Origin of the sequence: Thiorhodococcus mannitoliphagus (assembly GCF_010915725.1) — a bacterium.
Taxonomy (GTDB): domain Bacteria; phylum Pseudomonadota; class Gammaproteobacteria; order Chromatiales; family Chromatiaceae; genus Thiorhodococcus; species Thiorhodococcus mannitoliphagus.
Genome location: NZ_JAAIJR010000005.1, coordinates 52,254 through 74,139, shown reverse-complemented (window position 1 = coordinate 74,139; position 21,886 = coordinate 52,254). Strand labels below are relative to the sequence as shown.

General features: G+C 64.2%; 19 protein-coding genes. 6 read left to right on the top strand and 13 right to left on the bottom strand.

The genetic code is table 11. From position 1 onward, the window contains the following. Window positions 1-37 precede the first annotated feature (37 nt). The 5 genes from G3480_RS02505 to G3480_RS02485 form a co-directional block, all read right to left on the bottom strand. Window positions 38-1,198, bottom strand: a complete 1,161-nt coding sequence (locus G3480_RS02505; protein ID WP_164652092.1) for a DUF4350 domain-containing protein — start codon at window positions 1,196-1,198, stop codon at window positions 38-40. Beyond that, window positions 1,198-2,700, bottom strand: coding sequence for a DUF4129 domain-containing protein (locus G3480_RS02500; protein ID WP_164652091.1), 1,503 nt, complete (start codon window positions 2,698-2,700; stop codon window positions 1,198-1,200). Before G3480_RS02500 ends, G3480_RS02505 begins: the two co-directional genes overlap by 1 nt. Continuing rightward, window positions 2,687-3,679 (bottom strand): stage II sporulation protein M, encoded by a 993-nt coding sequence (locus G3480_RS02495; RefSeq protein ID WP_164652090.1) that lies wholly within the window; start codon window positions 3,677-3,679, stop codon window positions 2,687-2,689. Before G3480_RS02495 ends, G3480_RS02500 begins: the two co-directional genes overlap by 14 nt. A 106-nt stretch (window positions 3,680-3,785) precedes the next feature. Next, window positions 3,786-4,484: an RDD family protein gene (locus G3480_RS02490; protein WP_164652089.1), complete on the bottom strand. Its 699-nt coding sequence runs from the start codon at window positions 4,482-4,484 to the stop codon at window positions 3,786-3,788. A gap of 37 nt (window positions 4,485-4,521) precedes the next feature. Further along, window positions 4,522-5,103, bottom strand: a complete 582-nt coding sequence (locus G3480_RS02485; protein WP_164652088.1) for a chorismate--pyruvate lyase family protein — start codon at window positions 5,101-5,103, stop codon at window positions 4,522-4,524. Between the two features lie 659 nt (window positions 5,104-5,762). Between G3480_RS02485 and G3480_RS02480 the strand changes: the two genes are divergently transcribed. Further along, window positions 5,763-5,960 carry an alanine-zipper protein gene (locus G3480_RS02480; protein ID WP_164652087.1) on the top strand — a complete coding sequence of 66 codons (198 nt, stop codon included), beginning with the start codon at window positions 5,763-5,765 and terminating at the stop codon, window positions 5,958-5,960. Here the strand turns inward: G3480_RS02480 and G3480_RS02475 are convergent. After that, window positions 5,939-6,904 (bottom strand): L,D-transpeptidase family protein, encoded by a 966-nt coding sequence (locus G3480_RS02475; protein ID WP_164652086.1) that lies wholly within the window; start codon window positions 6,902-6,904, stop codon window positions 5,939-5,941. The genes G3480_RS02480 and G3480_RS02475 overlap by 22 nt on opposite strands. A 33-nt stretch (window positions 6,905-6,937) precedes the next feature. Between G3480_RS02475 and G3480_RS02470 the strand changes: the two genes are divergently transcribed. Further along, window positions 6,938-8,989, top strand: a complete 2,052-nt coding sequence (locus G3480_RS02470) for an elongation factor G (RefSeq protein WP_164652085.1) — start codon at window positions 6,938-6,940, stop codon at window positions 8,987-8,989. Window positions 8,990-9,155: 166 nt separating this feature from the next. Here G3480_RS02470 and G3480_RS02465 read toward each other — a convergent pair whose 3' ends face one another. After that, window positions 9,156-10,205 (bottom strand): GGDEF domain-containing protein, encoded by a 1,050-nt coding sequence (locus G3480_RS02465; protein ID WP_164652084.1) that lies wholly within the window; start codon window positions 10,203-10,205, stop codon window positions 9,156-9,158. A 918-nt stretch (window positions 10,206-11,123) separates the two neighbouring features. Then, on the bottom strand, window positions 11,124-11,255 hold the full coding sequence (locus G3480_RS28885) for a hypothetical protein (protein WP_276611660.1): 132 nt from the start codon (window positions 11,253-11,255) through the stop codon (window positions 11,124-11,126). Window positions 11,256-11,683: 428 nt separating this feature from the next. On the opposite strand from G3480_RS28885, the gene G3480_RS02460 reads away from it, so the two are divergent. The 3 genes from G3480_RS02460 (at window position 11,684) to G3480_RS02450 (ending at window position 14,610) form a co-directional block, all read left to right on the top strand. Next, the gene (locus tag G3480_RS02460) at window positions 11,684-12,004 is read left to right on the top strand and encodes a FeoA family protein (protein ID WP_164652083.1); all 321 of its coding nucleotides are present in this window, start codon (window positions 11,684-11,686) and stop codon (window positions 12,002-12,004) included. Window positions 12,005-12,019: 15 nt separating this feature from the next. Further along, complete coding sequence (gene feoB, locus G3480_RS02455; RefSeq protein ID WP_164652082.1) at window positions 12,020-14,374, top strand: Fe(2+) transporter permease subunit FeoB; 2,355 nt, start codon at window positions 12,020-12,022, stop codon at window positions 14,372-14,374. A gap of 83 nt (window positions 14,375-14,457) precedes the next feature. Continuing rightward, the gene (locus tag G3480_RS02450; RefSeq protein WP_164652081.1) at window positions 14,458-14,610 is read left to right on the top strand and encodes a hypothetical protein; all 153 of its coding nucleotides are present in this window, start codon (window positions 14,458-14,460) and stop codon (window positions 14,608-14,610) included. 269 nt (window positions 14,611-14,879) lie between these two features. On the opposite strand, the gene G3480_RS02445 is transcribed toward G3480_RS02450, so the two are convergent. Beyond that, complete coding sequence (locus G3480_RS02445) at window positions 14,880-16,220, bottom strand: sigma 54-interacting transcriptional regulator (protein WP_164652080.1); 1,341 nt, start codon at window positions 16,218-16,220, stop codon at window positions 14,880-14,882. A 287-nt stretch (window positions 16,221-16,507) separates the two neighbouring features. Here G3480_RS02445 and G3480_RS02440 point away from each other — a divergent pair, with 287 nt between their 5' ends. Further along, window positions 16,508-17,383, top strand: a complete 876-nt coding sequence (locus G3480_RS02440) for a TauD/TfdA family dioxygenase (RefSeq protein WP_164652079.1) — start codon at window positions 16,508-16,510, stop codon at window positions 17,381-17,383. An 87-nt stretch (window positions 17,384-17,470) separates the two neighbouring features. Here G3480_RS02440 and hisC read toward each other — a convergent pair whose 3' ends face one another. The 4 genes from hisC to murA form a co-directional block, all read right to left on the bottom strand. Next, window positions 17,471-18,550, bottom strand: a complete 1,080-nt coding sequence (hisC, locus tag G3480_RS02435) for a histidinol-phosphate transaminase (RefSeq protein ID WP_164652078.1) — start codon at window positions 18,548-18,550, stop codon at window positions 17,471-17,473. Further along, entirely contained in the window at window positions 18,547-19,854 is a 1,308-nt protein-coding gene (hisD, locus tag G3480_RS02430; protein WP_164652077.1) for a histidinol dehydrogenase, read from the bottom strand. Before hisD ends, hisC begins: the two co-directional genes overlap by 4 nt. Window positions 19,855-19,918: 64 nt before the next feature. Continuing rightward, entirely contained in the window at window positions 19,919-20,563 is a 645-nt protein-coding gene (gene hisG / locus G3480_RS02425; protein ID WP_164652076.1) for an ATP phosphoribosyltransferase, read from the bottom strand. Beyond that, window positions 20,560-21,840: a UDP-N-acetylglucosamine 1-carboxyvinyltransferase gene (murA, locus tag G3480_RS02420; protein ID WP_164652075.1), complete on the bottom strand. Its 1,281-nt coding sequence runs from the start codon at window positions 21,838-21,840 to the stop codon at window positions 20,560-20,562. The genes hisG and murA overlap by 4 nt, the downstream gene beginning before the upstream one ends. Window positions 21,841-21,886 lie beyond the last annotated feature (46 nt).

Here is a 21,886-nt window from a genome sequence, read left to right as displayed (position 1 = left end):
CACCCGAGGTTTGTTGCGTGCCAAAGGGGCGCCATGGCTAAGTGCCGAACTTGCCGCCGCGCGCGCTCTGCCGCAACTGCTGTAACAACATCGCCTGCTCGGTGAAGGCGCGGGCATCATCAGGCTGAGCAAAGAGCGAGCGGTAGATGCGCTCGACCGATTCGCCCGTGAATGCCGCCACCGCCTCGGCCTGCGCATGGGGGCCTTGATGGGCGATGTCGGGATGGCGGCTCAGCCAATCACCCAGAATCCGCTTGCGGCTGGACTCGACCAGGGCGCTGGTCTGATTGTGCCGCCAGAGAAAGTCTCCGCTGGCATCGAGATGCTCGATCAGGTCCCGCCGACGGCGGTCCGGGGCCTGCACCAAGGGACCCAATCGCGCCCCCAAAGACCACAGCCAGATCAGCAGAAGCACGCCCAGAGAGGTCAAGGCATAGGGCGCGATCCCCCACAAGAGTCCACCCAGCCAAGGCATGTCGCTGTCGTAGAGCAGCCAGACCTTGCCGCCCTCGCCCGGCGCCAGCAGGTGGAGCGCGAAGTAGGCATGATCATGCTCACCGATCGCCGTATTCGTCAGGAAGGCAGTGTCGCTGAGCACCGTGAGCCTTCCCTGACCGATAGGACGCTGCAAGATCCGCGGGCGATCGGCGACCGCCGCCAGGATGTCATCCCCGTCCTGACCTTCCAGCGCATAGTCGGCATGGAAGGCGACCTGCACCGGCCGGCCGACGGGGCCGAGGTCAAGCGTCGCGATCACCCTGCGATCGTCGTCGGACCCTTCGCCCGCGTCGAACAGCAGCCGAAAGCCGAGAGCGGAGAGGAAATCCTCGGAGGGTGCGTCCTCTTCCCAGGTATCCATGGCCTCGACGATCAGGTGCCCTCCCTGCTCCAGCCAGGCGATGAGCCGGGCCTGGCGCTCGGCGCTCATTGGCCCCAGGCCGAGGACCACCAGAGTATCGGTCGCGGCGGGCAGACTCCAGAGACGATCACGGCCGGTGACGCTCTCGACGGGCAGCTCGAGTTCAATGAGGAATCGCTCGGCGGCCAGCAAGGCATTGCGCCTTGCCTCGGCCGAGTAGCCGACCGGGATGCGTTCGGTGCGGCGCTCGAAGCTGGTGAAGAACCAGCTCGGCATCGCCGCTATCGCAATCAGAACCAAGCCGCCGACGACCAGGCTCAGGGTGCGTCGCTCGCCCATCAAGCCGGCTCCTGCCCGCCCGCCGCCCACTGCGCCCAGGCGTCGATCAAGGACTCGAGGAAGGCGTCGTTGGGGACGCAGTGGGCATAGGCAAAGCCCTGCCAGGCCCGGATCACCTGCCTCAGCGGCCCCATCTGCGCTTGGGATAGGGTGCGCGCGGCGAGACGCAGGCACTCGCCCTCGGTCGCACCCTCGGGCACCTCAACCCCCATAAACTGCAAGTGCGCGAGACTCGCGCGATAGAGCAAGGAGAGCGCGCCACGCCGATCACCATCGCGCAGACAGGCGCGAACAGCCTGGGCAATATCGGCAGGCAGGCGAGCCTCGACCATGGGCACGGACTCAGTGGGGGGCGCCCGAGTCGGTCGCCGCGCTCGGCCCAGGGACCAGCCGAGCCGGCGTCGGTCACGCAGAATCCTGACCAACAAGAGGACAAGGCCAGCGACCGCCAAGCCGAGCAGGATCCACTTGAGCGAGCTGGCCAGCAGGAGCAGCACCGGCTTGGCGCCCTCGGGCAGTTTGAGCGGATCCGCTTCGTCTTCCGCACTTTCAATGGGGACCCAGACATCGATCTCCTTGACCGATCCGAAGTCTGGCTCGGCGAGGACCTCCGCGATCAGCGCCTTGGCTTGATCAGGATCCGATCTGGGGTCGGCCTCCACGCCAGCCGACGCCAGCAAGGCCACTCCCGCCATCAGGACCAGGGTCGCGGCGCCGCCGACGCGTCCGCCCTTGGGTCGCTGGGCCTCTCCGCGCGCCGCCTCGGCAAGCGTCGCGCGCGCGGCCTTGAAGGCGAGTTCGAGATCCCAGGCTTCCAGCTCGGTGCGACGGGAGAGGTAGAGGGCGAAGCCGGCGCAGACATAGAAGGGCGCCACGATCGAGAAGGCGAAAACGTAGGCGAGGACGCTGACCCAGTAAGCCCAGGAGGCGTCGTCCGTGACGGCGGCTATGAGGTCGAGACGCGGGAGTTCTTGCGGCACCAGGAAAAAGACACCCAGCAGAAGACTGCTCCAGAGGATGATCTCGAAGTGGTAGCAGACCAAGGTCAGCCAGAAGGTAACCCCACTGCCGTTACTCATGACCTGCCGCCGCGCTCGGGCGGCCCGCCCCTGGAGTCCCTCCAGCAGGGTCAGGGGCATCAGAAAGGATCGACGCATGCCGATGCGCCGCCACAGCAAATAGGGCAGCAAGCGCCGGGGCACCCCGGCGCGAAACAGGGTCTTGAGGTCCGACCAGCCCAGTCGCTCGCCAAAGAGGGCGCGGCTCGCCCAAATGAGCAGCGGCCCCTCGTAGATGGGCTTGAGCCACCAGAGCGCAAGCAGCCAGAGATCGGGCCGGAAACCGGTGAGGAAAAGACAGGCGACACCGACCGGCAGGACACTCAACCACCACAACAGCCACAGCGGCAAAAACCAGGCGCGCGCCAGGGCGAACCCGAGATCCTGTCCTTCCCAGGCATCGCGTTGCCGCAAGGGGGCGGTGGCGCGGTCAAGCTCCATCATGCCGTCCTCGACCCGCCAGCGCGAGATAGAGCGCCACGAGCACCCAGCCCGCCAGACCCACGCCATACTTGACTGCAGCTGGCGCGGAGCCGGACGACCAGAAGGCCTCGACGACCGCCGCCAACAGCAGCATGATCGCCGCCCCACCGACGAGGACGATGGCGTCGCGCGCATTCTCGCGCAGCGCTGCCAGCCTGGAGCGGCGTCCCGGGGCCAGCAAGGCCTTGCCGAGCAGCAGCCCAGCCGCGCCAGAGATGGCAATGGCCGTCAACTCATAGGGTCCGTGACCGCTGACGAAGGTCCAGAAGGTGCCGCCATAGTCCAATCGGGTCAGATGGCCCGCGGCTGCTCCGATATTGAGGCCGTTGAAGACCAGGATCACCGCCGAGCCGACGCCGAAGATCAGGCCGCTTGCGAAGCTGCGAAAACCGATGCCGACGTTGTTCATGATGTAGAAGCCGAACATGGCAAAGTCGGTATCGGCCTGACGCTCGCGGCTGCGGCCAGGCTTGCGGTTGGCGGGATCGTAGAGTTCCTCCAGGTTCCCGACCTGCAGCCCATCCATGAGGCTGTAGATGATCTCCTCGTCGAGATAGGCGGCGACCCCCATGGCGAGCATGGGCAAGAAGAGCAGCGCCATGCCCATCCAGAAGGCGAGCGCGTGACGGCGCAGCACGCGGGGAAAATCTGCGGCCATGAAACCGAGCGCCGCGCTCAAGACGCGCGGGCGGCGGCGATAGAGATGACGGTAGCCGCGCCGCGCCAGGTCGTGCAGATCAGCGATCAGCCCCGGACTATAGGCCCGCGTCCGCGCCAAGGCGTAGTGCCCGCAGATGGTGCTGTAGAGCGCTGGGAAGCCCTGCAGATTGACCTGGGCAGGATTCCGACGGGCCTTGGCGCCGCCATCGAGGTACTCCAACAGGAGGCGATACTCATGCCAAAGTGGCGCGTTGGCGGCCTCGAACTGCTGCTGCTTCATCGGCGGCCCGACATCCCGGGCCAAGCTGGCACCAAGCGCATCACAGCGGCGAGCGAGGACGCTGGCAGCGCGTTGGGACCCGCCAAGTGGACACGTCTTTTCAAGCTCATCGCGACTCCTGCATCCGCCCCCGCGCCAGCCAGCTCGCCCAGCCCCGGACGCGCGCGACCGCAAGCTCGCCGCGATCGCCAGAGGCTTGGGTCAGGACCTCCGCCAACTCGATCCGCCGGGCCTCGGACAGGCGCTGACTGCGCTCGGCGAAAGACAGAATGGCTTGCTGCGCCTCCAGACCGAGTCCAAGCGGAGGCGCAACGGGCGCAGCCACAACGGCGCCTCTGGGCTGATGACCGCCGTCGACACGCAGCACGAGGGTGCCGGCCGCGAGATCACCCAGGCGACGAAAATCACGATCGAGCAGCACCGCGACCAGGCCGACACCATAGAGCAGCGGCAGGAAATCCACGACACGCAGCAGATTGCGAATCATGGACGCGGGCAGCCCAATGGGGGTTCCATCGTCATGGACGACCCTAAGCCCCATGGCACGCTTGCCGGGCGTTGCCCCTCTCCAGACCTCGAACACCACGGGATAGAGCCACTCCAAGCCGAAGAAGGCGAGGAGCATCAGCCCGAGCCCGAAATCAGCCAGAACGATGAGCGGCGTCAGGATGAGGTACAGCGCCATCCGAATGACGATGTCCAGCACCAGCGCCAAGGCGCGCGGGACAGGGCCGGCGACGCGCAGCCCCAGGTCGATGCCTTCGGGTGTCTCGTTGAAGCGAATGGTGTCGATGCTGGGCTGCATGTCCTTGCTCGAGCGGCCAGGTCCCCGGCACGGGCCATCAACGGTAGAGGCTGAGCGGAAAGTATTCCGTGATGAGAATCACCGGACGCCCATCGATGATGATGCGATAAGTCCGAAACACGGCCGTCTCGCCATTCGCGGTCTGATCCAACCCGACATCCAAGACCTCTCGGTAGCTCTCCAGTCCGCTGTCGCGAATCAGCACCCCAATGCCGATCTCCCGATCAATGAGCCGCTGGCGAAACTCCGGCGGAATCAGCTCCGTGCGGATCAGCGAAAACGCCTCGGCAAAGGTCTTGCCACTATCAGTGCCCCGCAGACGCGCATCGCGGATCAGGCAGCAATCGCCCGCCTCGACCGAGATCCAGGACACCGGCTGCTGGGCCGCCTCGAACCGCTGCTCGACGGTGTCGACAGCGACCGGCTCCCAGAAATAGGCCTCGAGGATTTTGGTCACGGTGCCGTCGGTCACCAAGAGCGCGCGCAGAAACGCGGGCAGCTCGCTCAGGGGAATGCGATCACCAGACGGCGAGGTGATTGCGGCAGCGCGTGCAAAGCCGTCGCAGCGAAAGGGAAGCTCAGCGGGCTCGCAATCTGCCCGCCCAAAGTACCGATGCATCACCTTACCTCGACCGCCATGACAGAGCAGCGACCACGACCTGCGCGCCGTCGCTTCCTCGCGAGACGAGCCCCGAGCCTCAGAGTCACACCTTGGAGCCTCAGCAGCGGAGTGCTTGGCGTCCAAGCCTTGGTGCCTTCCCCGGCTATGAGTGCATCTTTTGCGCCACCGCAACGTGTCTTATTAACACCAACTACAGACCGCCTAGGCTCCACGGGAACAGCATTCGGGAGGTCATTGAGCTTAGGGTGACGAACGACCGAAAATTTTCGCAGCCGCCAGTCTTCAGCTAGAAATGAACGCGCAATCTCTTGATTTTTATTCACATTATCACGCAGAAAAGACAAAGAGACCGAAAAGGCACCTGGGTTGAGAATCACATCGATCAGCGGCCGTGGTAAAAAATCTTCCCACTCGACCACTTGTGGGCTTGATGTCTACAGGGTTTTACCCCAATCTTCTGCGGGACCGCGCTCACCGGCAGCTTTGCCTGGTGCCACGCTAAGTCGAGAAGGGCCACGCTCTGCATTTGCCCTGCTACCAGCCTGGAAATCGTCTATGGTTGGCGCAGGGACGAGACAGGGCATGGCCGGGAAAGCATCCGCACAATGTGTTATATAAACAGCGCCTAATGGCCAACAATTTGGAGATTTAGCCCAATGACCAAAATCGTCAAGATCACCTCCCTGTCCGCAGCCGCTTTCCTGAGCGTCTCGCTGCTCGGCGGCTGCACCACCGACCAGACCGCTCGCGACATGGCTCAGCAGGCCCTGGACACCGCAAACAGCGCCCAGGCTTGCTGCAACTCCAACACCGAGCGCCTCGACCGCATGTATCAGAAGATCATGGGTAAGTAAGACGCACTCTGTGATCCGCGCCGGTGTCCCACGACCTGTGGGATGCCGGTATCCGCTTCAACGACTTGCTCCACCAATCCCCAATCGATGACCACCTCCGGATCATTTGCGATGGCATCCGGAATCACCTGCCGCGCAGCCTTGCGCTCGCTCTTCTCCCCAGTCTGAACTTCTAGGTAGAGATCGCTGCCGCGCCAGCCGACCTTGTAGGGCTGGTCGATGATATTGACTGGCGTCTTGAGTTCAACCATCGGGTAAAGCTCCTCGACGCCCTCGGGATACATGCGGATACAGCCCCCGCTCACCTCCATACCGATTCCCCAGGGCTGACTGGTGCCGTGAATCAGGTAATCGGGCCGGCTCAAACGGATGGCATAGCGCCCCAACGGGTTGTCTGGTCCAGGCGGCACGACCGCCGGCAAGATATCCCCATAGGCCTCATGCGCGGCCCGAACGTTGGGGCCAGGCGTCCACGTCGGATTTTCGCGCTTCTGAATGACATCGAAGGAACCCAGCGGCGTGCCCATCGCATCCTTGCCAACGCTAATGGTATAGATGCGGACCTCGTTCGGCTTGTCCGGCGGGTAGTAGTAGAGACGCTTCTCGGCACGGTTGATGACGATCCCCTCGCGCGGGGCTGAATCTGGCAGCACGAACATGGCCGGCACTAGAATCTCGGTATCAGCACCGGGCACCCACATGTCCACCTTGGGGTTGGCCTGGCGCATATCGTCATAGCCGAGATTGTTCTGCCGCGCGATATCCAAGAGCGTATCCTTCTGTCTTGCCTTGAAGTAGAAGGTCACACCGACCACTGAATCGCCGGGATTGTCGAGTCGGAACGTCTCGGCGCGGGCACTGTTCAGGGCGCCCCAGCCAATCAGGGAGGCGCCTATGAAGGTCGCCAGCCACGTCCGACGTTTGCCAAGATTCAAACCACTCATAAAATGCGCAGGCTCCAGTCTGGTTGAGATTCGATGAAAAAGTCGTCGCAATTGTCTCACGTTCGCAATATCGGGGTTGCCGCTCACGTTGATGCCGGAAAGACCACGCTGACCGAGCGCATCCTCTTCTACACCGGCGCCTCCTACAAGATCGGCGAAGTCCATGATGGCTCTGCCCACATGGACTACATGGCCGAGGAGCAGCAGCACGGCATCACCATCACGGCCGCAGTCACCAAGGCGCCTTGGCGCGAGCACCTGATTCAGGTGGTCGACACGCCAGGGCACGTCGACTTCTCCATTGAGGTCGAGCGCGCCATGCGCGTGCTCGACGGCTGTATTCTGGTCCTGGACGGCGTTCGTGGCGTCGAGCCTCAAACCGAGACGGTGTGGCGTCAGCGCGAGCACTTCAAGCTACCGACGCTCTTCTTCGTCAATAAGATGGACCGCCCCGGCGCCGATTTCCGGCGCAGCCTTGACGCCATCCGCAAGCGGCTCAAGGCGGAGCCCGCCCCCATCACGGTGCCCTTTCCAGAAGACGACTCTATCGTCCATTTGATCGATCGATCACGAATTCGTTTCCTCGGTGACCAAGGCGAAGAGGTGGTCACAGAGCCCTGCCCGCCAGACCTGTGGGAAGGCTGTGCGGATCTACGCGAGGCGCTAGCGCTCGCCGCCGCGGAGGCCGACGAGTCCCTCGCCGACCTGGTCCTCGCGGGAGAAGAGCCGAACGCCCAAGACCTCCGCGCGGCCATTCGCAAAGGAACCCTCGCCGGACTGCTCTTCCCCTGCTTCGGTGGCAGTGCTCTGCGCAACCTCGGCGTTCAGCCGGTGCTGGACGCCATCGTCGATTTTCTCCCCGCCCCCCTGGATCGCCCTCCATCACTCGCCAAGCGGCCGGATGGCACAGAGGAGGAGGTGGTCATGGGCGGCGACGGACCGCTCGCCGCCCTGGCGTTCAAGGTGCAGCTCTGGGACGGCCGGCGTCACGTCTTCGCCCGCGTCTACCGGGGCACACTCAAACCGGGCGACACCGTGGAATTCCTGGGCAAAGACGACCAGGCCAAGCAAGAGCACGTCGCGCGCATCTTCGACGTCGACGCCGGCAAGAAATCAAAGCTGGAGCAAGCACTTGCGGGGCAGATCGTGCTCCTCGCCGGCCTCAGACACGCCACCACCGGCGACACGCTCTGCGCACCGGGCAAGCTCCTGAGCCTCGAGCGCATCACGACGCATGCCCCGGTTCTTGGCCTCGCCATCGAGCCAGGTGCGGGCACGGATGAGAACAAGCTCATCGAGGTCCTCGACAAGGTCCAACAAGAAGACCCAACCCTGTTGGTCGAGGAAGATCCCGAAACTGGGCAGCGTCTGCTGCGCGGCATGGGCGAGCTGCACCTGCAGATTGTCCTCGAGCGGCTCGCGCGTGAGTTCGGCGTGTCGGTCCGAACGGGCAAACCAGCGGTCGCCGTGCGCGAGACCGTCTGTGCAACCGCCACAGCCGAGGCGCTCTTCGCTCCGCCGCCAACGCCGGACCCACGCCAGCCCGATCTCATGGCACGTGCCGTCGTAAAGATCGGCCCCACAGCCCGCAGTCAAGGCGAGCAGATCGCGATCCTGCCAAGGGTACTGCCCGAGGGCAGCGAACTCAGCCAAGCCCAAGCGCTGGCGATCGAGCAGGCCATCCACGCCACCCTGGCCGCCGGCCCGCTCGCCGGGGCTCAGGTGCAAGATGTCAGCGTCGAGGTCGTCGAGATCGAAGTCTTCGGCCCGGGATCGACGCCCGAGGCCATCGGCGCCGCCGTCAGCAAGGCCTTGCGCAAGGCCCTAGAGACCGCAAAGCCTGCCACCATGCAGCCGATCATGCAGATCGAGGTGGTCGTCCCCGAACCCAGCCTGGGCGCGGTGCTGGGAGACCTCCAGGCAAGGCGGGCGCTGATTCAGAGCACCTCGACTCAGAACGATGTCGCATCCATCACCGCCGAGGCGGGGCTCGAGCCACTCTTAGGCTATACAACGACGCTGCGCAGTCTCACCCAAGGACGCGGCCAGTTCAGCATGAAGCTAGAACGCTTCGATCTTTGCTAAGGAACTGTCCATCAACAACTTCCCCCCTTTCGCAAAGGGGGGCTAGGGGGGATTTCGGGCGGCATCGCTCGCATCGGGAAACAAGTGATGGGCACTTTCTAAGCCGACGCGCCACCGCTCGGCTAGTCGCGGGCTTGTCCGCGCGCCTTGACGCGCCCGGATAGGCTCAGGGCACGCTGGTACCATGCGAGTCGTTGAGCGCGACCACCTGATCGCGGCCTCCGTCCTTTGCGCGGTAAAGGGCGGCATCGGCACGCTCGATCAGGCTGTCAGGCGATTCCCCACCCCTGGCCTGTACCACGCCGATCGAGACGGTGACCTCGCCCATAAAGTCCTTGCTACCCTTGCGCTGGATGCGGATCCCCGCCACTTTGCGTCGAATCCGCTCGGCCAACTCGGTCGCGGGACCCAGGGGAGAGGTCGCAATGACCGCGAACTCCTCGCCGCCGTAGCGCGCCACGAAGACGGAATCGCTCTGGAGTTCAGCAAGGACGCCGCCGACGATTTCAAGGATGCGATCACCCATGAGATGACCGTAGGTATCGTTGCACTGCTTGAATCGATCGAGGTCGAGCAGCAGCAGCGAGGCAGGCTCCTCATCCGAACCAAGCGCCTGCTGTAAAGCGTCATTGAAAGCACGGCGGTTCGCAATCTTGGTGAGGCTGTCGACGCGCGCGTTGTATTGGCTCTGCTCCAGCTCTTTCTTGAGCTTGGCGACCTCAGCGCTCACGGCTTGAAGCTCACTGCGGAACGCATTGTTCAGCCCCTCCATACTGACCGTATCTTCCAAGAGCTGGCTGAGTGCGGCACGAATGCGCTCCGAATCGATCGGCTCCTCGAGGACATGAATGGTCTCCTTGAGCGACTCCCCGTAGGCCTTGCTGCCCTCGGCGCTCTGCGCAACCGACCGGGCAAGCTGCGTGAGGATGCTCACCAGGAGGTTCTGCGCCTGCGGACTGTTCGGCAGATAGGTCTTGATGAAGAAGTCGAAGAAGAGCGACTCGCTGACATCCGGGTCATAGCTGCCTGGCCCCGGAAACTGCTCCAGCAGCGTCGCGCTGAGTTCGGGATGCGCATTCTGCACATGCGCGTACCAGAGCGCATAGTTGTGAGGCGTCGGCGGGATCTGGCGCTGAATCATCAAGGGTACCGCCATACGAAGGTAGTCCGACGACGTGCTTAGGTCCTCGCTGAACACCATCCTTTTCTCGGTCATGCGGAGTCACTCATTCTTGGCTGAAGTTACGCCTTTTCATCCGGGCGCTTCGGTCGCGTTGCGCATATGCAGCTTGGCCGAATGATATGCGATAAGCCGTGACCGTGTTAGATCGAGCTAGGCGCTCAAGCCTACGCGAGAACTCCGTCAAGCAAGCGCCGGTCGAGCACGGCACCCTAAGGAACCGTCCATCAACAACTTCCCCCCTTTCGCAAAGGGGGGCTAGGGGGGATTTCGGGCGGCATCGCTCGCATCGGGAAACAATTTATGGACACTTTCTAAGCGGGGGACTGCCGTATGTCCGAATGGCGCCGAGGCTTCGCCTCAGACCGACGAGTCATGCCATCGGGGTCGCTATCGGAATCGGGATCGCTATCGTCGGTTCGATGCCGATGCCGATGCCGACGGCCTTGGATGGTCGGACGCTTCATCGAAATTTGACTCATCTGCCAGCAGATTGCGCCCTCGAGGATTCCAAATCGATGATCAAGACATCGGGGTCGCTATCGGAATCGGGATCGCTATCGTCGGTTCGATGCCGATCCCGATCCCGATCCCGATGCCGCTCCCGACGGCCTTGGATGGTCGGACGCTTCATCGAAATTTGACTCATCTGCCAGCAGATTGCGCCCTCGAGGATTCCAAATCGATGATCAAGACAAGGGGGCCAACGAAACGCCGAAGGTCGGGCCTGTGAAGTCGGCCCAAGCCACGCCCGTCCAATGAGCCAGGGTCGCGTTACAACCTGCGCCTGGTCCGAACGACGGAGAAAGAGGGGGATTGGTCCCAGGGACTCGGCTCAGAGGGCTAGGCCCGCCGAAGACTGGCTGATCGACTGCGGTTCGGGAGGGGTGAGTCCGCGTCGTCCCTCGACCCGGACTCATGCCGTTGCCTGTCGCGGCGCGGCACCCAGAGCGGTTAGAAGCAGGAGCCAAGCGCGGCACTGACGCTCTGCAGCGGCTTGCTGAGCATCAAGCACCCATGCCGATCCCAAGGCACCATCATGGCCGCGCTCGCGCCAAGCACACCAGGCTCAAGGACTCGACTCATCGGCCTGAGAGTCCTGCTTGGTCTCGGAGCTAGAACTGCTCGAGTCGCGCCTCGAGCTGACAAACTGATAGTAGAGGAGCCAGCCGACCAGCCCGAGGAACACCATCATTTCGGCAGCAGCAAGAGATCCACCATCCATCGTCGTATCCTCTTTCGGGTTTGTTGTCACTGATTGCATCGCTTCGGTTGCGAGATTTGGGACGAGGTGAGCGATTGCAACCATGCTCGATTCAGGGCCGCCGCCTGCTTCAAACCCCTTAAATTACGAGGCTTTGGCGAACAGCAAACCCCCATTCTCGATGCCCTTAGCTGGGGTCGCTAAATGCGAGCATGAATCGATCTCGGATTCATCTGCGAAAGCGGCCTGCTTCGGGTTATGCTTTGGTCATCCTATCGGCGACCGACCAGCGCATTGGCAGTAACAGACGATGTCTCAACAGCCCCAGACCATCCAACTCTCAGACCTTCCGCATCGGACACCCGCCCGCTTGACCGAGATCCGCGGCGGCCGCCACCTGACGCGCCGCCTCCTTGCGCTCGGTCTCAGACAGGGCAGCTCGCTCTGCGTCGTCCAGCGCAGAGGGCAGGGCCTCGTGCTGGCAAGCGGCGATGCGCGCATCGCCGTGGGCTCGGGCATCGCCGAGAAGCTTTGGGTCACACCCGAAGCTCCGCATTCAGGCTGCGTGACCTGCGCACAGGACGATGTCGAGCAAGTGCCGGACAGCGAGCACTTGGGGCTCACGAGCTAGGCGCGGACATTCATCATGACGGATAAGTCCACCGCCCCAGCGGCAGCCGACGACCGGCCGCAAAAGCCGCTGACGATCGCCGTCGCGGGCAACCCCAACTGCGGCAAGTCGGCCCTCTTCAACGCCCTCACAGGCATCCGGCAAACCACGGGGAACTGGCCCGGCGTCACCGTCGAGCGCAAGGAAGGCGCCATGGAGTTGGATGGGCGACGGATCCGCGTGATCGACCTGCCCGGCATTTACTCACTGGACGCCAATTCGCTGGATGAAGTCGTCACGCGCGACTACCTGCTCAGCCGTGACGCCAACCTGATCGTCAATGTGATCGACGCCAGCAACCTGGAGCGGCACCTCTATCTGACGGTCCAGTTGTTGGAGATGGGCGTACCCATCGTCATCGCGCTCAACATGATGGACATCGCGCGCAAGCGCGGCATCCAGATCGATACCGGGCAGCTGGCCGAAACGCTCGGCTGCCCCGTGGTGCCCCTGGTCGCCGTCAGCAAGGAAGGACTGACGGAGCTACAGGCGCGCCTGCTCGCGGTCGCCGAGGGACGCGAGCGCGCCGGTGTGCCACTGGCTCAGGGTGAGTGTGTCGAGGAGGCTGTTGCTGACCTGGCCCCGGCGTTAGGCGACATCTCAGACCAAGCCAACACGCGCTGGCTGGCGCTCAAACTGTTGGAGTCAGACCCTATCGCCGAGAAGGCCGCGAGCCCCGAGGTCATGGTGCTCGTGGAGCAGGCCCGCCGCCAAGTGGCGGAGCGCGCGGGTGAGGAGACCGATCTGCACATCGCGGACACGCGCTACGGCCACGCCCACACCCTGGCGCAGCGCGTCCTGCGCGAGAGCCGCCGCGTCGAACGCACACTCTCGGACCGCATCGACCAGATCGTGCTGAGCAGGACCTTTGGCATCCCGCTGTTCCTGCTGATGATCTACCTCATGTTCATGTTCACCATGAATATCGGCGGGGCCTTCATCGACTTCTTCGATCTCATCGGACAAGCGCTCTTCGTCGACGGACTCGGCGCCTTGCTCGAGCGCTTCGATGCCCCCGGCTGGCTCAGCCTGGTGCTAGCGGACGGCATCGGCGGCGGACTTCAGGTCGTGGGGACATTCATCCCCATCATCGCCAGCCTCTACATCGTGCTCTCGGCCTTGGAAGACAGCGGCTACATGGCGCGCGCCGCCTTCGTCATGGACCGTTTCATGCGCTCCATCGGTCTGCCAGGCAAGGCATTCGTCCCCCTGATCGTCGGCTTCGGCTGCAATGTGCCCGCAGTCATGGCGACACGCACGCTGGAGAGCGAGCGCGAGCGCAAGCTCACCATCCTCATGAATCCCTTCATGTCCTGCGGTGCTCGGCTGCCCGTCTATGCCCTCTTCGCGGCCGCTTTCTTCCCGCACTCCGGACAGAACCTGGTCTTCGCCCTCTATCTGACCGGGATCGCGGTCGCCATCCTGTCCGGGCTGGTGATGAAGCATACCCTGCTCCAGGGTGACAGTTCGGGCATGCTGATGGAGCTGCCCCCCTATCACCTTCCGACCATCAAGGGCGTGCTGCTGCGCACCTGGGACAGGGTCAAGCTCTTCCTCCGCGAGGCGGGCAAGGTCATCGTCCTCATGGTCTTGGTGCTCAATGTCCTCTCCACCGTGGGCAGCGACGGCAGCCTCGGCAACGAGGAGAGCGACAGCTCGATCCTGGCCGGCATCAGCCGCACCGCGACCCCACTGTTCGCCCCCATGGGCATCCGCGAAGACAACTGGCCCGCCATTCTGGGCGTCTTCTCGGGCGTGCTGGCCAAGGAGGTCATCGTCGGGACCCTGGACTCGCTTTACGGCCGACTTGCGGCCGAGGAGTCCCCGGCGAGCGAGCCCGAACCCTTCGATTTCTGGCGCGACATCGGCCGAGCCGGCGCCTCGATCACTGATAATCTATCCGAGCTGGGCGCGCGGGCGCTCGACCCACTCGGGCTGAATGTCGGCGAGATCAGCGATCAGAACGCGGCCGCCGATGAGCAAGGCGTGCAGAGCGGCACCTTTGGCGCCATGGCTGAGCGCTTCGACGGACAGGCGGGCGCCTTCGCCTACCTGCTCTTCGTCTTGCTCTACTTCCCCTGCGTCGCCACCATTGGCGCCATCGTGCGCGAGGCCGGCGCACCCTGGGCCATGTTCGTCGGCTTCTGGACGACCACCATCGCCTTCCTGACCGCAACCCTCTTCTATCAAGCCGCCATCTTCGAACGCGACCCCTTGAGCGCTGGCCTCTGGATCGCCGGCTGCGTCGGGCTCTTCACGAGCATCCTCGTCGCCCTGCGCCTCTGGGCGAGCAAAGAGCCACCGCAGCCGCTCGAGAAGTCCCGCGCCTGACCCCAGAGACCGGGCGCAAGAGACCGGGCGCATCAGCAAGATGCCGGCCCGGATAGGGTCTTCCGGCATCAGCAGCCACTTGGATGCGGAGGTTTGTGCTGACGGGACGGCAAGCGTCCAAGACGATCAAGGCCTCGCTCTCCGATCCCAATGTGCAGGAAGGGGTCTGGGCAGACACATCGGCCGAGGCGATCGATGAGACCGGGCTCGATCTGTTCGCGGAAAACTGCCCCTAGTCGGTCGACCAGGTCTTATGCGCCGACTTCTATCCTGAGTGAGCTGCCCTCCGCGAGATCGCATCGGTCGCGGTACGCCGGTCCTTGCACACCCCGTCGGCCACTTCCATCACCGAGACCTGATCTCAGTGCCAGCCCACGCCCGCGCCAGCACTGGCCGCCCGCTCGATCTCGGTCCTGACTCCCTTGTTGAAGCCCTGAAGCAACGCCTTGAGCGGCCTCTCAAGCGACGGGAGCCTGGACCCAAGCATCGATGAAACCCTGCTGCCTCAGAGCCCGTACTCGGTGATGCGGCGCTTCAGGGTGGAGAGCGGGATGCCGAGCTCGCGGGCAACCGCGGTCTTGTTGTTGCGGTTGCGCGCCATGGCGTCGCTGATCATCTGCCGCTCCATCGCCTTGAGTTCGCCGGGAGACTGCGCGACGGCAGCGGAGGAGCCAGCTGAGGTGTCGCCCATGGTGCTAGGCCGCGAGGCCGCGCCGAGATCCATGAGGCGCAGATGCTCCGGCCGGATCTCCTGACTGCGACAGAGGACGGCCGCACGCTCCAAGACGTTGCGCAGCTCGCGGACATTGCCCGGCCAGTGGTATTCGAGCAGCGCACGCTCGGCGTCCTCTGTCAGCCGGGAGGACATGCCCATCTTGTCGGCGAAGCTTTGCACGAGCAGCGGGATGTCGGCCTTGATCTCACGCAGCGGCGGAACCCGTAGACAGATGACTGACAGCCGATAATAGAGGTCGGCGCGAAACTCGCCGGCCTGGACCATGGCCTCGAGGTTTCTGTGGGTCGCGGCGACCACGCGCACATCGACCTTGACTGGCTGATCCGACCCGACCGGGGAGACCTCTCGGCTCTCCAAGACGCGCAGCAGCCGAGGCTGAAGCTCCAACGGCAGCTCGCCGATCTCGTCGATGAAGAGCGTGCCGCCATCGGCGCGGCGGAATGCCCCCTCGCGCGCGCCGGTGGCGCCTGTGAAAGCCCCTTTGATGTGTCCAAAGAGGTCGTTCCGCACCATTTCGGGATCCGTCACCGAGGCGTCGAAGACCACCAGCGGTCCGCGTCGCCCCGAGCGTTCATGAAGGGTGGTTGCGACCACCTCTTTCCCTGAGCCGGACTCCCCCGTAATGAGCACTGTCGTCGGTGTCGGCGCCACGACCTTGATGAGCCCATAGAGTTCGCGCATGGGCTCGGTCCCGCCAACCAAGCCGCCGAGCTGAGTTTCCCGAGCGACCTCATAGGGACGCTCCTCGGTCCCCGCACCGATGCGGATCTCGGTAGAGCCCAGTGCGAGCACACTCTCTGCCCCCAGGTAGGCCTCCTTGACCCTGAGTCCGTTCAGAAAGGTCCCGTTCGTGGAGCCAAGGTCACTGAGCAGCAGACCCTCCTGGGTCATGCGGATCTCGGCATGGTGACGCGAGACGGTGCGGTCCGTCAGCATGACCTCATTGTCGGAGGCGGTACCGATCTTCACGCTTGGCAGGGTCAGCTTGACCTCGCGGCCGGCGTCCGGTCCCAAGAGGATATCCAGCTCGATGCGCTCGAGACGGATCTTTCGGGCGGCGGCGTCGGCCGCTGGCATAACCTGAGTGGAGCTGGGATCCGCCGTTGACATGGGCTGTACCGTCGGTCCAATGGCTGGGGCAATGCGCCAATGTTAGGCGATTTCTGTCAAAGCTCGCACTCGCTGAGGTGTCTCCAGGCCCGCCTTGCGTGTCGCACCGACGGTCACAGCGCCCGACGATGCTCGCGTTGTTGCCCCGTGGCGGCAAGCTGCAGGGCAGCTGACAAGCATCAATGCTTTGCGCGGACGCGCCGATTAGCGTTGCCCCCCATTCGGTGAGGGCTGATGATAGCCGGCCCAAGGTCCAACAACCCCATGAGGACAGGAGCGCCGCCCGCATGCTCGATTCCCCCTTCGATCTGGAGAACGACGACGCCTATCGCCGCTGGCGCGATGAAAAACTGGCGCAGGCACCGACGGAACTCTCCGCGCTGATCGTCGAAGTCCAGGATCCACGTCGACTGACGGACACCGAGCATGCCGCCATCCTGGAGCGCTGCCGGCGGGCGAACATGGCCATCTACATCGGCCAGACAGGGGACGACCCCAACAAGACCATCCCGACAGGGATCGGCGCGCGCTTCGGTCTGCGTCGGCTGGATCACAATCGCGGCGCCGACGAGGACGCCGTCACCTCCTTGACGGTACAGACCGATGCCGGGCATCGCGACTATATTCCCTACTCCAACCGCCCCATCGACTGGCACACGGACGGCTATTACAACAGCCCGGAGCGCGAGATCTTCGCCCTGCTCCTCCATTGCGTGCAGCCCGCCGCGACTGGCGGCGAGAACGCGCTGCTGGATCACGAGATCGCCTACATCCTGATGCGCGACAAGTCGGCCGACTCCATTCGCGCCCTGATGCACCCGGAATGCATGACCATCCCCGCGAGCTTCGTCGACGGCGAGCAGGTGCGGCCGGATCAGTCCGGCCCGGTCTTCTCGGTCAGACCGGACGGACGTCTCCACATGCGCTTCACCAACCGTTCGCGCAACATTCGCTGGCGGGAGGACGCGCTCACGGCCGAGGCCGTCGCATGCCTCAAGGACATCCTCAAAGAGGGCTCGCCCTGGCACTTCAAGGGCCGCTTGGAGGCCGGCTGGGGGCTGGTGAGCAACAATGTGCTGCATACGCGCACCGGCTTCACGGACGGACCAGCACCGCGCCTGCTCTATCGCGCGCGCTACTATGACCGGATCGAGGGGACTTGAGCGAAGCGCCCCTCAGGCGCTCACTCGCGACGCCGCTACAGGAGCATCAAGCGCCCCCGACAGGGAGCCGTCGCGCCTGACGCATGGTCAGCCGAGCAGCGCGCCCAATGCGGCCAGCAAGGCGGCGTTCTCCTCCGGCGTACCAACCGTGAGGCGCAGACAGTCCTTGAGCAGTGGGTGCGTCCCGTTCAGGTTCTTGACCAGGATCTTGCGATCCTTGAGGCCGGCGAAGATGGCATCCGCCTGTCCCTCAGGCATGCGCGTGAGGATGAAATTCGCCTCGCTCGGATAGGCGTGGATGCCTGGAAGCCGTCCGAGACCTTCCATGAGGTGGCCGCGCTCGACGCGGATGCTCTGGGTCTGCTCGTCCAGCACGGCCTTGTGCTTCAAGGCGAAGGCGGCGGAGACCTGGGTCAGCACATTGATGTTGTAGGGCAAACGGACCTTGTCGATCTCCTCCAGCCAGGGCTTGGGACCGACGAGATAGCCCAGACGAAGACCGGCTAGTCCCATCTTGGAGACGGTGCGCATGACCAGAAGGTTCTCCCAGTCGCCCAAGAGTCTCATGAAGCTGCAGTCGGTGAAGGGCGCGTAGGCCTCGTCGACGATGACCAGTCCGGGCGCCATCTCGATGATGCGCACCATGTCGTCGGCGTCGAAGCGGTTGCCCGTGGGATTGTTGGGATAGGCCAAATAGACCAGCGCGGGCTGCTCGCGCTCGATCGCCTCGAGCATGGCATCCAGGTCGAGCGAGAAATCCTCCGCTTCGAGCGGAACCCCCAGGTAATCCAGGCCGGCGAAGCATCCAATCATGCGATACATGACGAAGCCGGGATCGACCGACAGGACCTTGCGACCCGACTGCGCGACCGTGAGTGCGATCATCTGGATCAGCTCGTCCGAGCCGTTGCCCAGCAGCAGCCCCATCTCCTCCGGGATCTCCATCGCCGCGCGGATGGCTTGCTGTAGATCCTCACCCTGGGGATCCGGATAGCGGTTCAGCTCGACCGCGCGCAGCGTCTCGAGCCATTCGGCCTTGAGCGCGTCCGGCCAGCCATAGGGGTTCTCCATGGCATCCAACTTGATCAGGCCTGCAGCCTCGGGGACGTGGTAGGCCTTGAGGGCGCGGATCTCGGGCCGCACCAGGGCATCGATGCGGGCCTTCATCGGGAGCCTTCTCCGCGGTACTCGGCCGAGCGGGCATGGGCGGTCAGCCCCTCGCCGCGCGCGAGCACGGATGCGGTCTTGGACAGTTCCGCCGAGCCGGCCCGCGAGGCCATGATAAGGCTGGAGCGCTTCTGGAAATCGTAGACGCCAAGCGGCGATGAGAAGCGTGCCGTGCGCGAGGTCGGCAGCACGTGGTTGGGACCGGCACAGTAATCGCCCAGGGCTTCGGCGGTGTAGCGTCCCATGAAGATGGCGCCCGCGTGCCGGATGCGACCGACGATGGCCTCCGGATCCTCCACTGACAGCTCGAGGTGCTCGGGGGCAATGTCGTTGGCGACAGCGATGGCGTCATCCAGATCACGCGCCTGGATCAGGGCACCGCGAGCGCGCAAGGCGGCGGAGATGATCTCCTGGCGCTCCATGGTCGGCAGCAGCTTGTCGATACTCGCCGCGACGCGATCGAGAAAATCACCGTCCCAGCTCACCAAGATCGACTGGGCGTCCTCATCGTGCTCGGCCTGCGAGAAGAGGTCCATGGCGATCCAGTCGGGATGGGTTCCACCGTCACAGATCACCAGAATCTCAGAGGGACCGGCCACCATGTCGATGCCGACCTGACCGAAGACGGCGCGTTTGGCCGTGGCGACATAGATGTTGCCGGGTCCCACAACCTTGTCGACGCCCGGAACCGATTCCGTGCCATAGGCCAGCGCCGCGACCGCTTGAGCGCCACCAATGGCGAAGGCACGATCGACACCGGAGACCTGGGCCGCTGCCAGCACCAGTTCGTTGAGCGCGCCATCCGGCGTCGGCACGACCATGATCAGCTCGGCGACACCCGCGACCTTGGCGGGGATGGCGTTCATGAGCACGGACGAGGGGTAGGCAGCCTTGCCGCCAGGCACATAGAGCCCGGCACGATCCAAGGGCGTCACCTGCTGACCGAGCAGGGTGCCGTCGGGCTCACGATAGCTCCAACCGCTCATCTTCTGATGCTCGGCATAGGCGCGAATGCGTTCCGCCGCCGTCTCGAGCGCGACACGCTGATCAGCCGGGATCTTGCCCCAAGCCTGCTCGAGACGTGCCTTGGGCAGCTCGAGGTCGGCCGCGCTCGCTGGGGTCCAACGATCGAAACGGCTGGTGTAGTCGATCAAGGCCGCGTCGCCGCGCGCGCGCACCTCGCGAATGATCTCGGCCACGGTCTGCTGGACCCTGTCATCCGACACGGACTCCCAGGCCAGCAGATCGGCGATCCGTGCCTGATAATCGGGATTTGAGGTGGCAAGACGTTTGATCTCGGTCACGACGATGTCACTGTTTCTAATTGAAATTTCACTCTAAGGCCGGGGAACCCCACGGGGCTTTCGCTCACGCCTGTCCCACGGCCTCGCGCAGGCAATCGAGCAGCGCGCTCACGGCCTCGTGTTTCATCTTCCAGGACGCCTTGTTGACGACCAGCCGCGAGCTGATATCGGCAATGTGCTCCAGCGGCACCAGACCATTGGCCTTGAGCGTATTGCCGCTCTCGACCAGATCCACGATGAGATCGGACAAGCCGACTAGCGGCGCCAGCTCCATGGAGCCGTAGAGCTTGATGATCTCCACCTGCTGCCCCTTGGAGGCGAAGTAGCGCTCGGCGCTGCGCACGTATTTGGTGGCGATGCGCAACCGCCTGGAGGTCGGTTCGACTCTGTGCGGCAGGCCTGCCACCATCAAGCGGCAGCGGGCGATGCCGAGATCGAGCGGCTCGTAGAGCCCTTCGCCACCGTGCTCGAGCAAGACGTCCTTGCCAGCGACACCGAGATCGGCGGCACCATACTGAACGTAGGTCGGCACGTCGCTGGCGCGGATAATGACGAAATTGACCTTGGGGTTGGTGGTCTCGAGGATCAGCTTACGGCTCGTCTCCGGGTCATCCAGCGGCTCGATGCCGGCGTGCGCCAGCAGCGGCAGCGTCTGGTCGAAGATGCGACCCTTGGATAAGGCAATCGTCAGCGGGGCATTCAGATTCATGGCGTGGCAGTCCCATTGCCCCCGGAGATCCGCTCGATGCTCGCACCCAGGCCCGAGAGCTTTGCCTCCATGGTCTCATAGCCGCGATCGAGGTGATAGATGCGGTCGACCAGGGTCTCACCCGCAGCGACCAGCCCAGCGAGGACGAGCCCCGCCGAGGCGCGCAAATCCGTCGCCATGACGGGGGCTGCGGTCAAGCCGCAGACGCCATGACAGACAGCCAAATGTCCCTCGACCCGGATGTCGGCCCCCATGCGCTGCAGTTCCGGAACGTGCATGAAGCGGTTCTCGAAGATGGTCTCAGCCACCACGCCCACCCCTTCCGCAACGGCGTTGAGGGCGCAGAACTGGGCCTGCATGTCCGTCGGAAAGGCCGGATGCGGCGCGGTATGCACGTCGACCGCGCGCGGCCTGCGGCCCTGCATGTCCAGCTCGATCCAATCTGGCCCCACCTCGACCGAGGCGCCCGCCTCACGCAGCTTCAGGATCACGGCATCCAGACAATCCGGGCGGGTCTCCTCAACACGAACACAGCCACCCGTCATCGCCGCACCGACCAAGAAGGTACCTGTCTCGATCCGGTCGGGCATCACCCGATACTCGGCCCCGCCCAGCCGCTCGACGCCCTGGATGCGGATCTCCGCGCTCCCCGCGCCTTCGATGCGGGCACCCATGGCATTGAGGAAATCGGCCAGATCGACGACCTCCGGCTCACGCGCCGCGTTCTCGATGAGCGTCTCACCCTCGGCGAGCGCCGCCGCCATCATGAGATTCTCGGTCCCGGTGACCGAGACCATCTCCATCACCAGGCGCGCGCCTCTCAGGCGCTTGGCGCGCGCACGGATGTAGCCGCTATCCACAGTGACCTCGGCGCCCAAGGCCCGCAGTCCCTCGATGTGAAGATTCACGGGCCTGGCGCCGATGGCGCAGCCGCCTGGTAAGGAGACGTCGGCCTGACCGTAGCGCGCCAGCAGCGGGCCTAGCACCAGGATGGAGGCGCGCATGGTCTTCACGAGCTCGTAGGGAGCTACGCAACTGGTCAGTGCGCCAGGCTGTGCGCTGACATGGCCATCCGCAGTGCGCTCCAGCCTTGCACCCATACGACCCAAGAGCGCGAGCGTGGTATCAATGTCGCGCAGCCGCGGCACATTCGTGAGTCTGACTGGAGCATCCGCCAGCAGGGTCGCTGCCAAGATCGGCAGCGCGGCGTTCTTGGCGCCGGACGCGCGCACGCGCCCCTGAAGTGCATGTCCGCCAGTGATGAGGAGTTTGTCCATGGAAATCGAGCGAAAAGCAGAAGAAGAGAGCCCGAAGGCGCAGGCG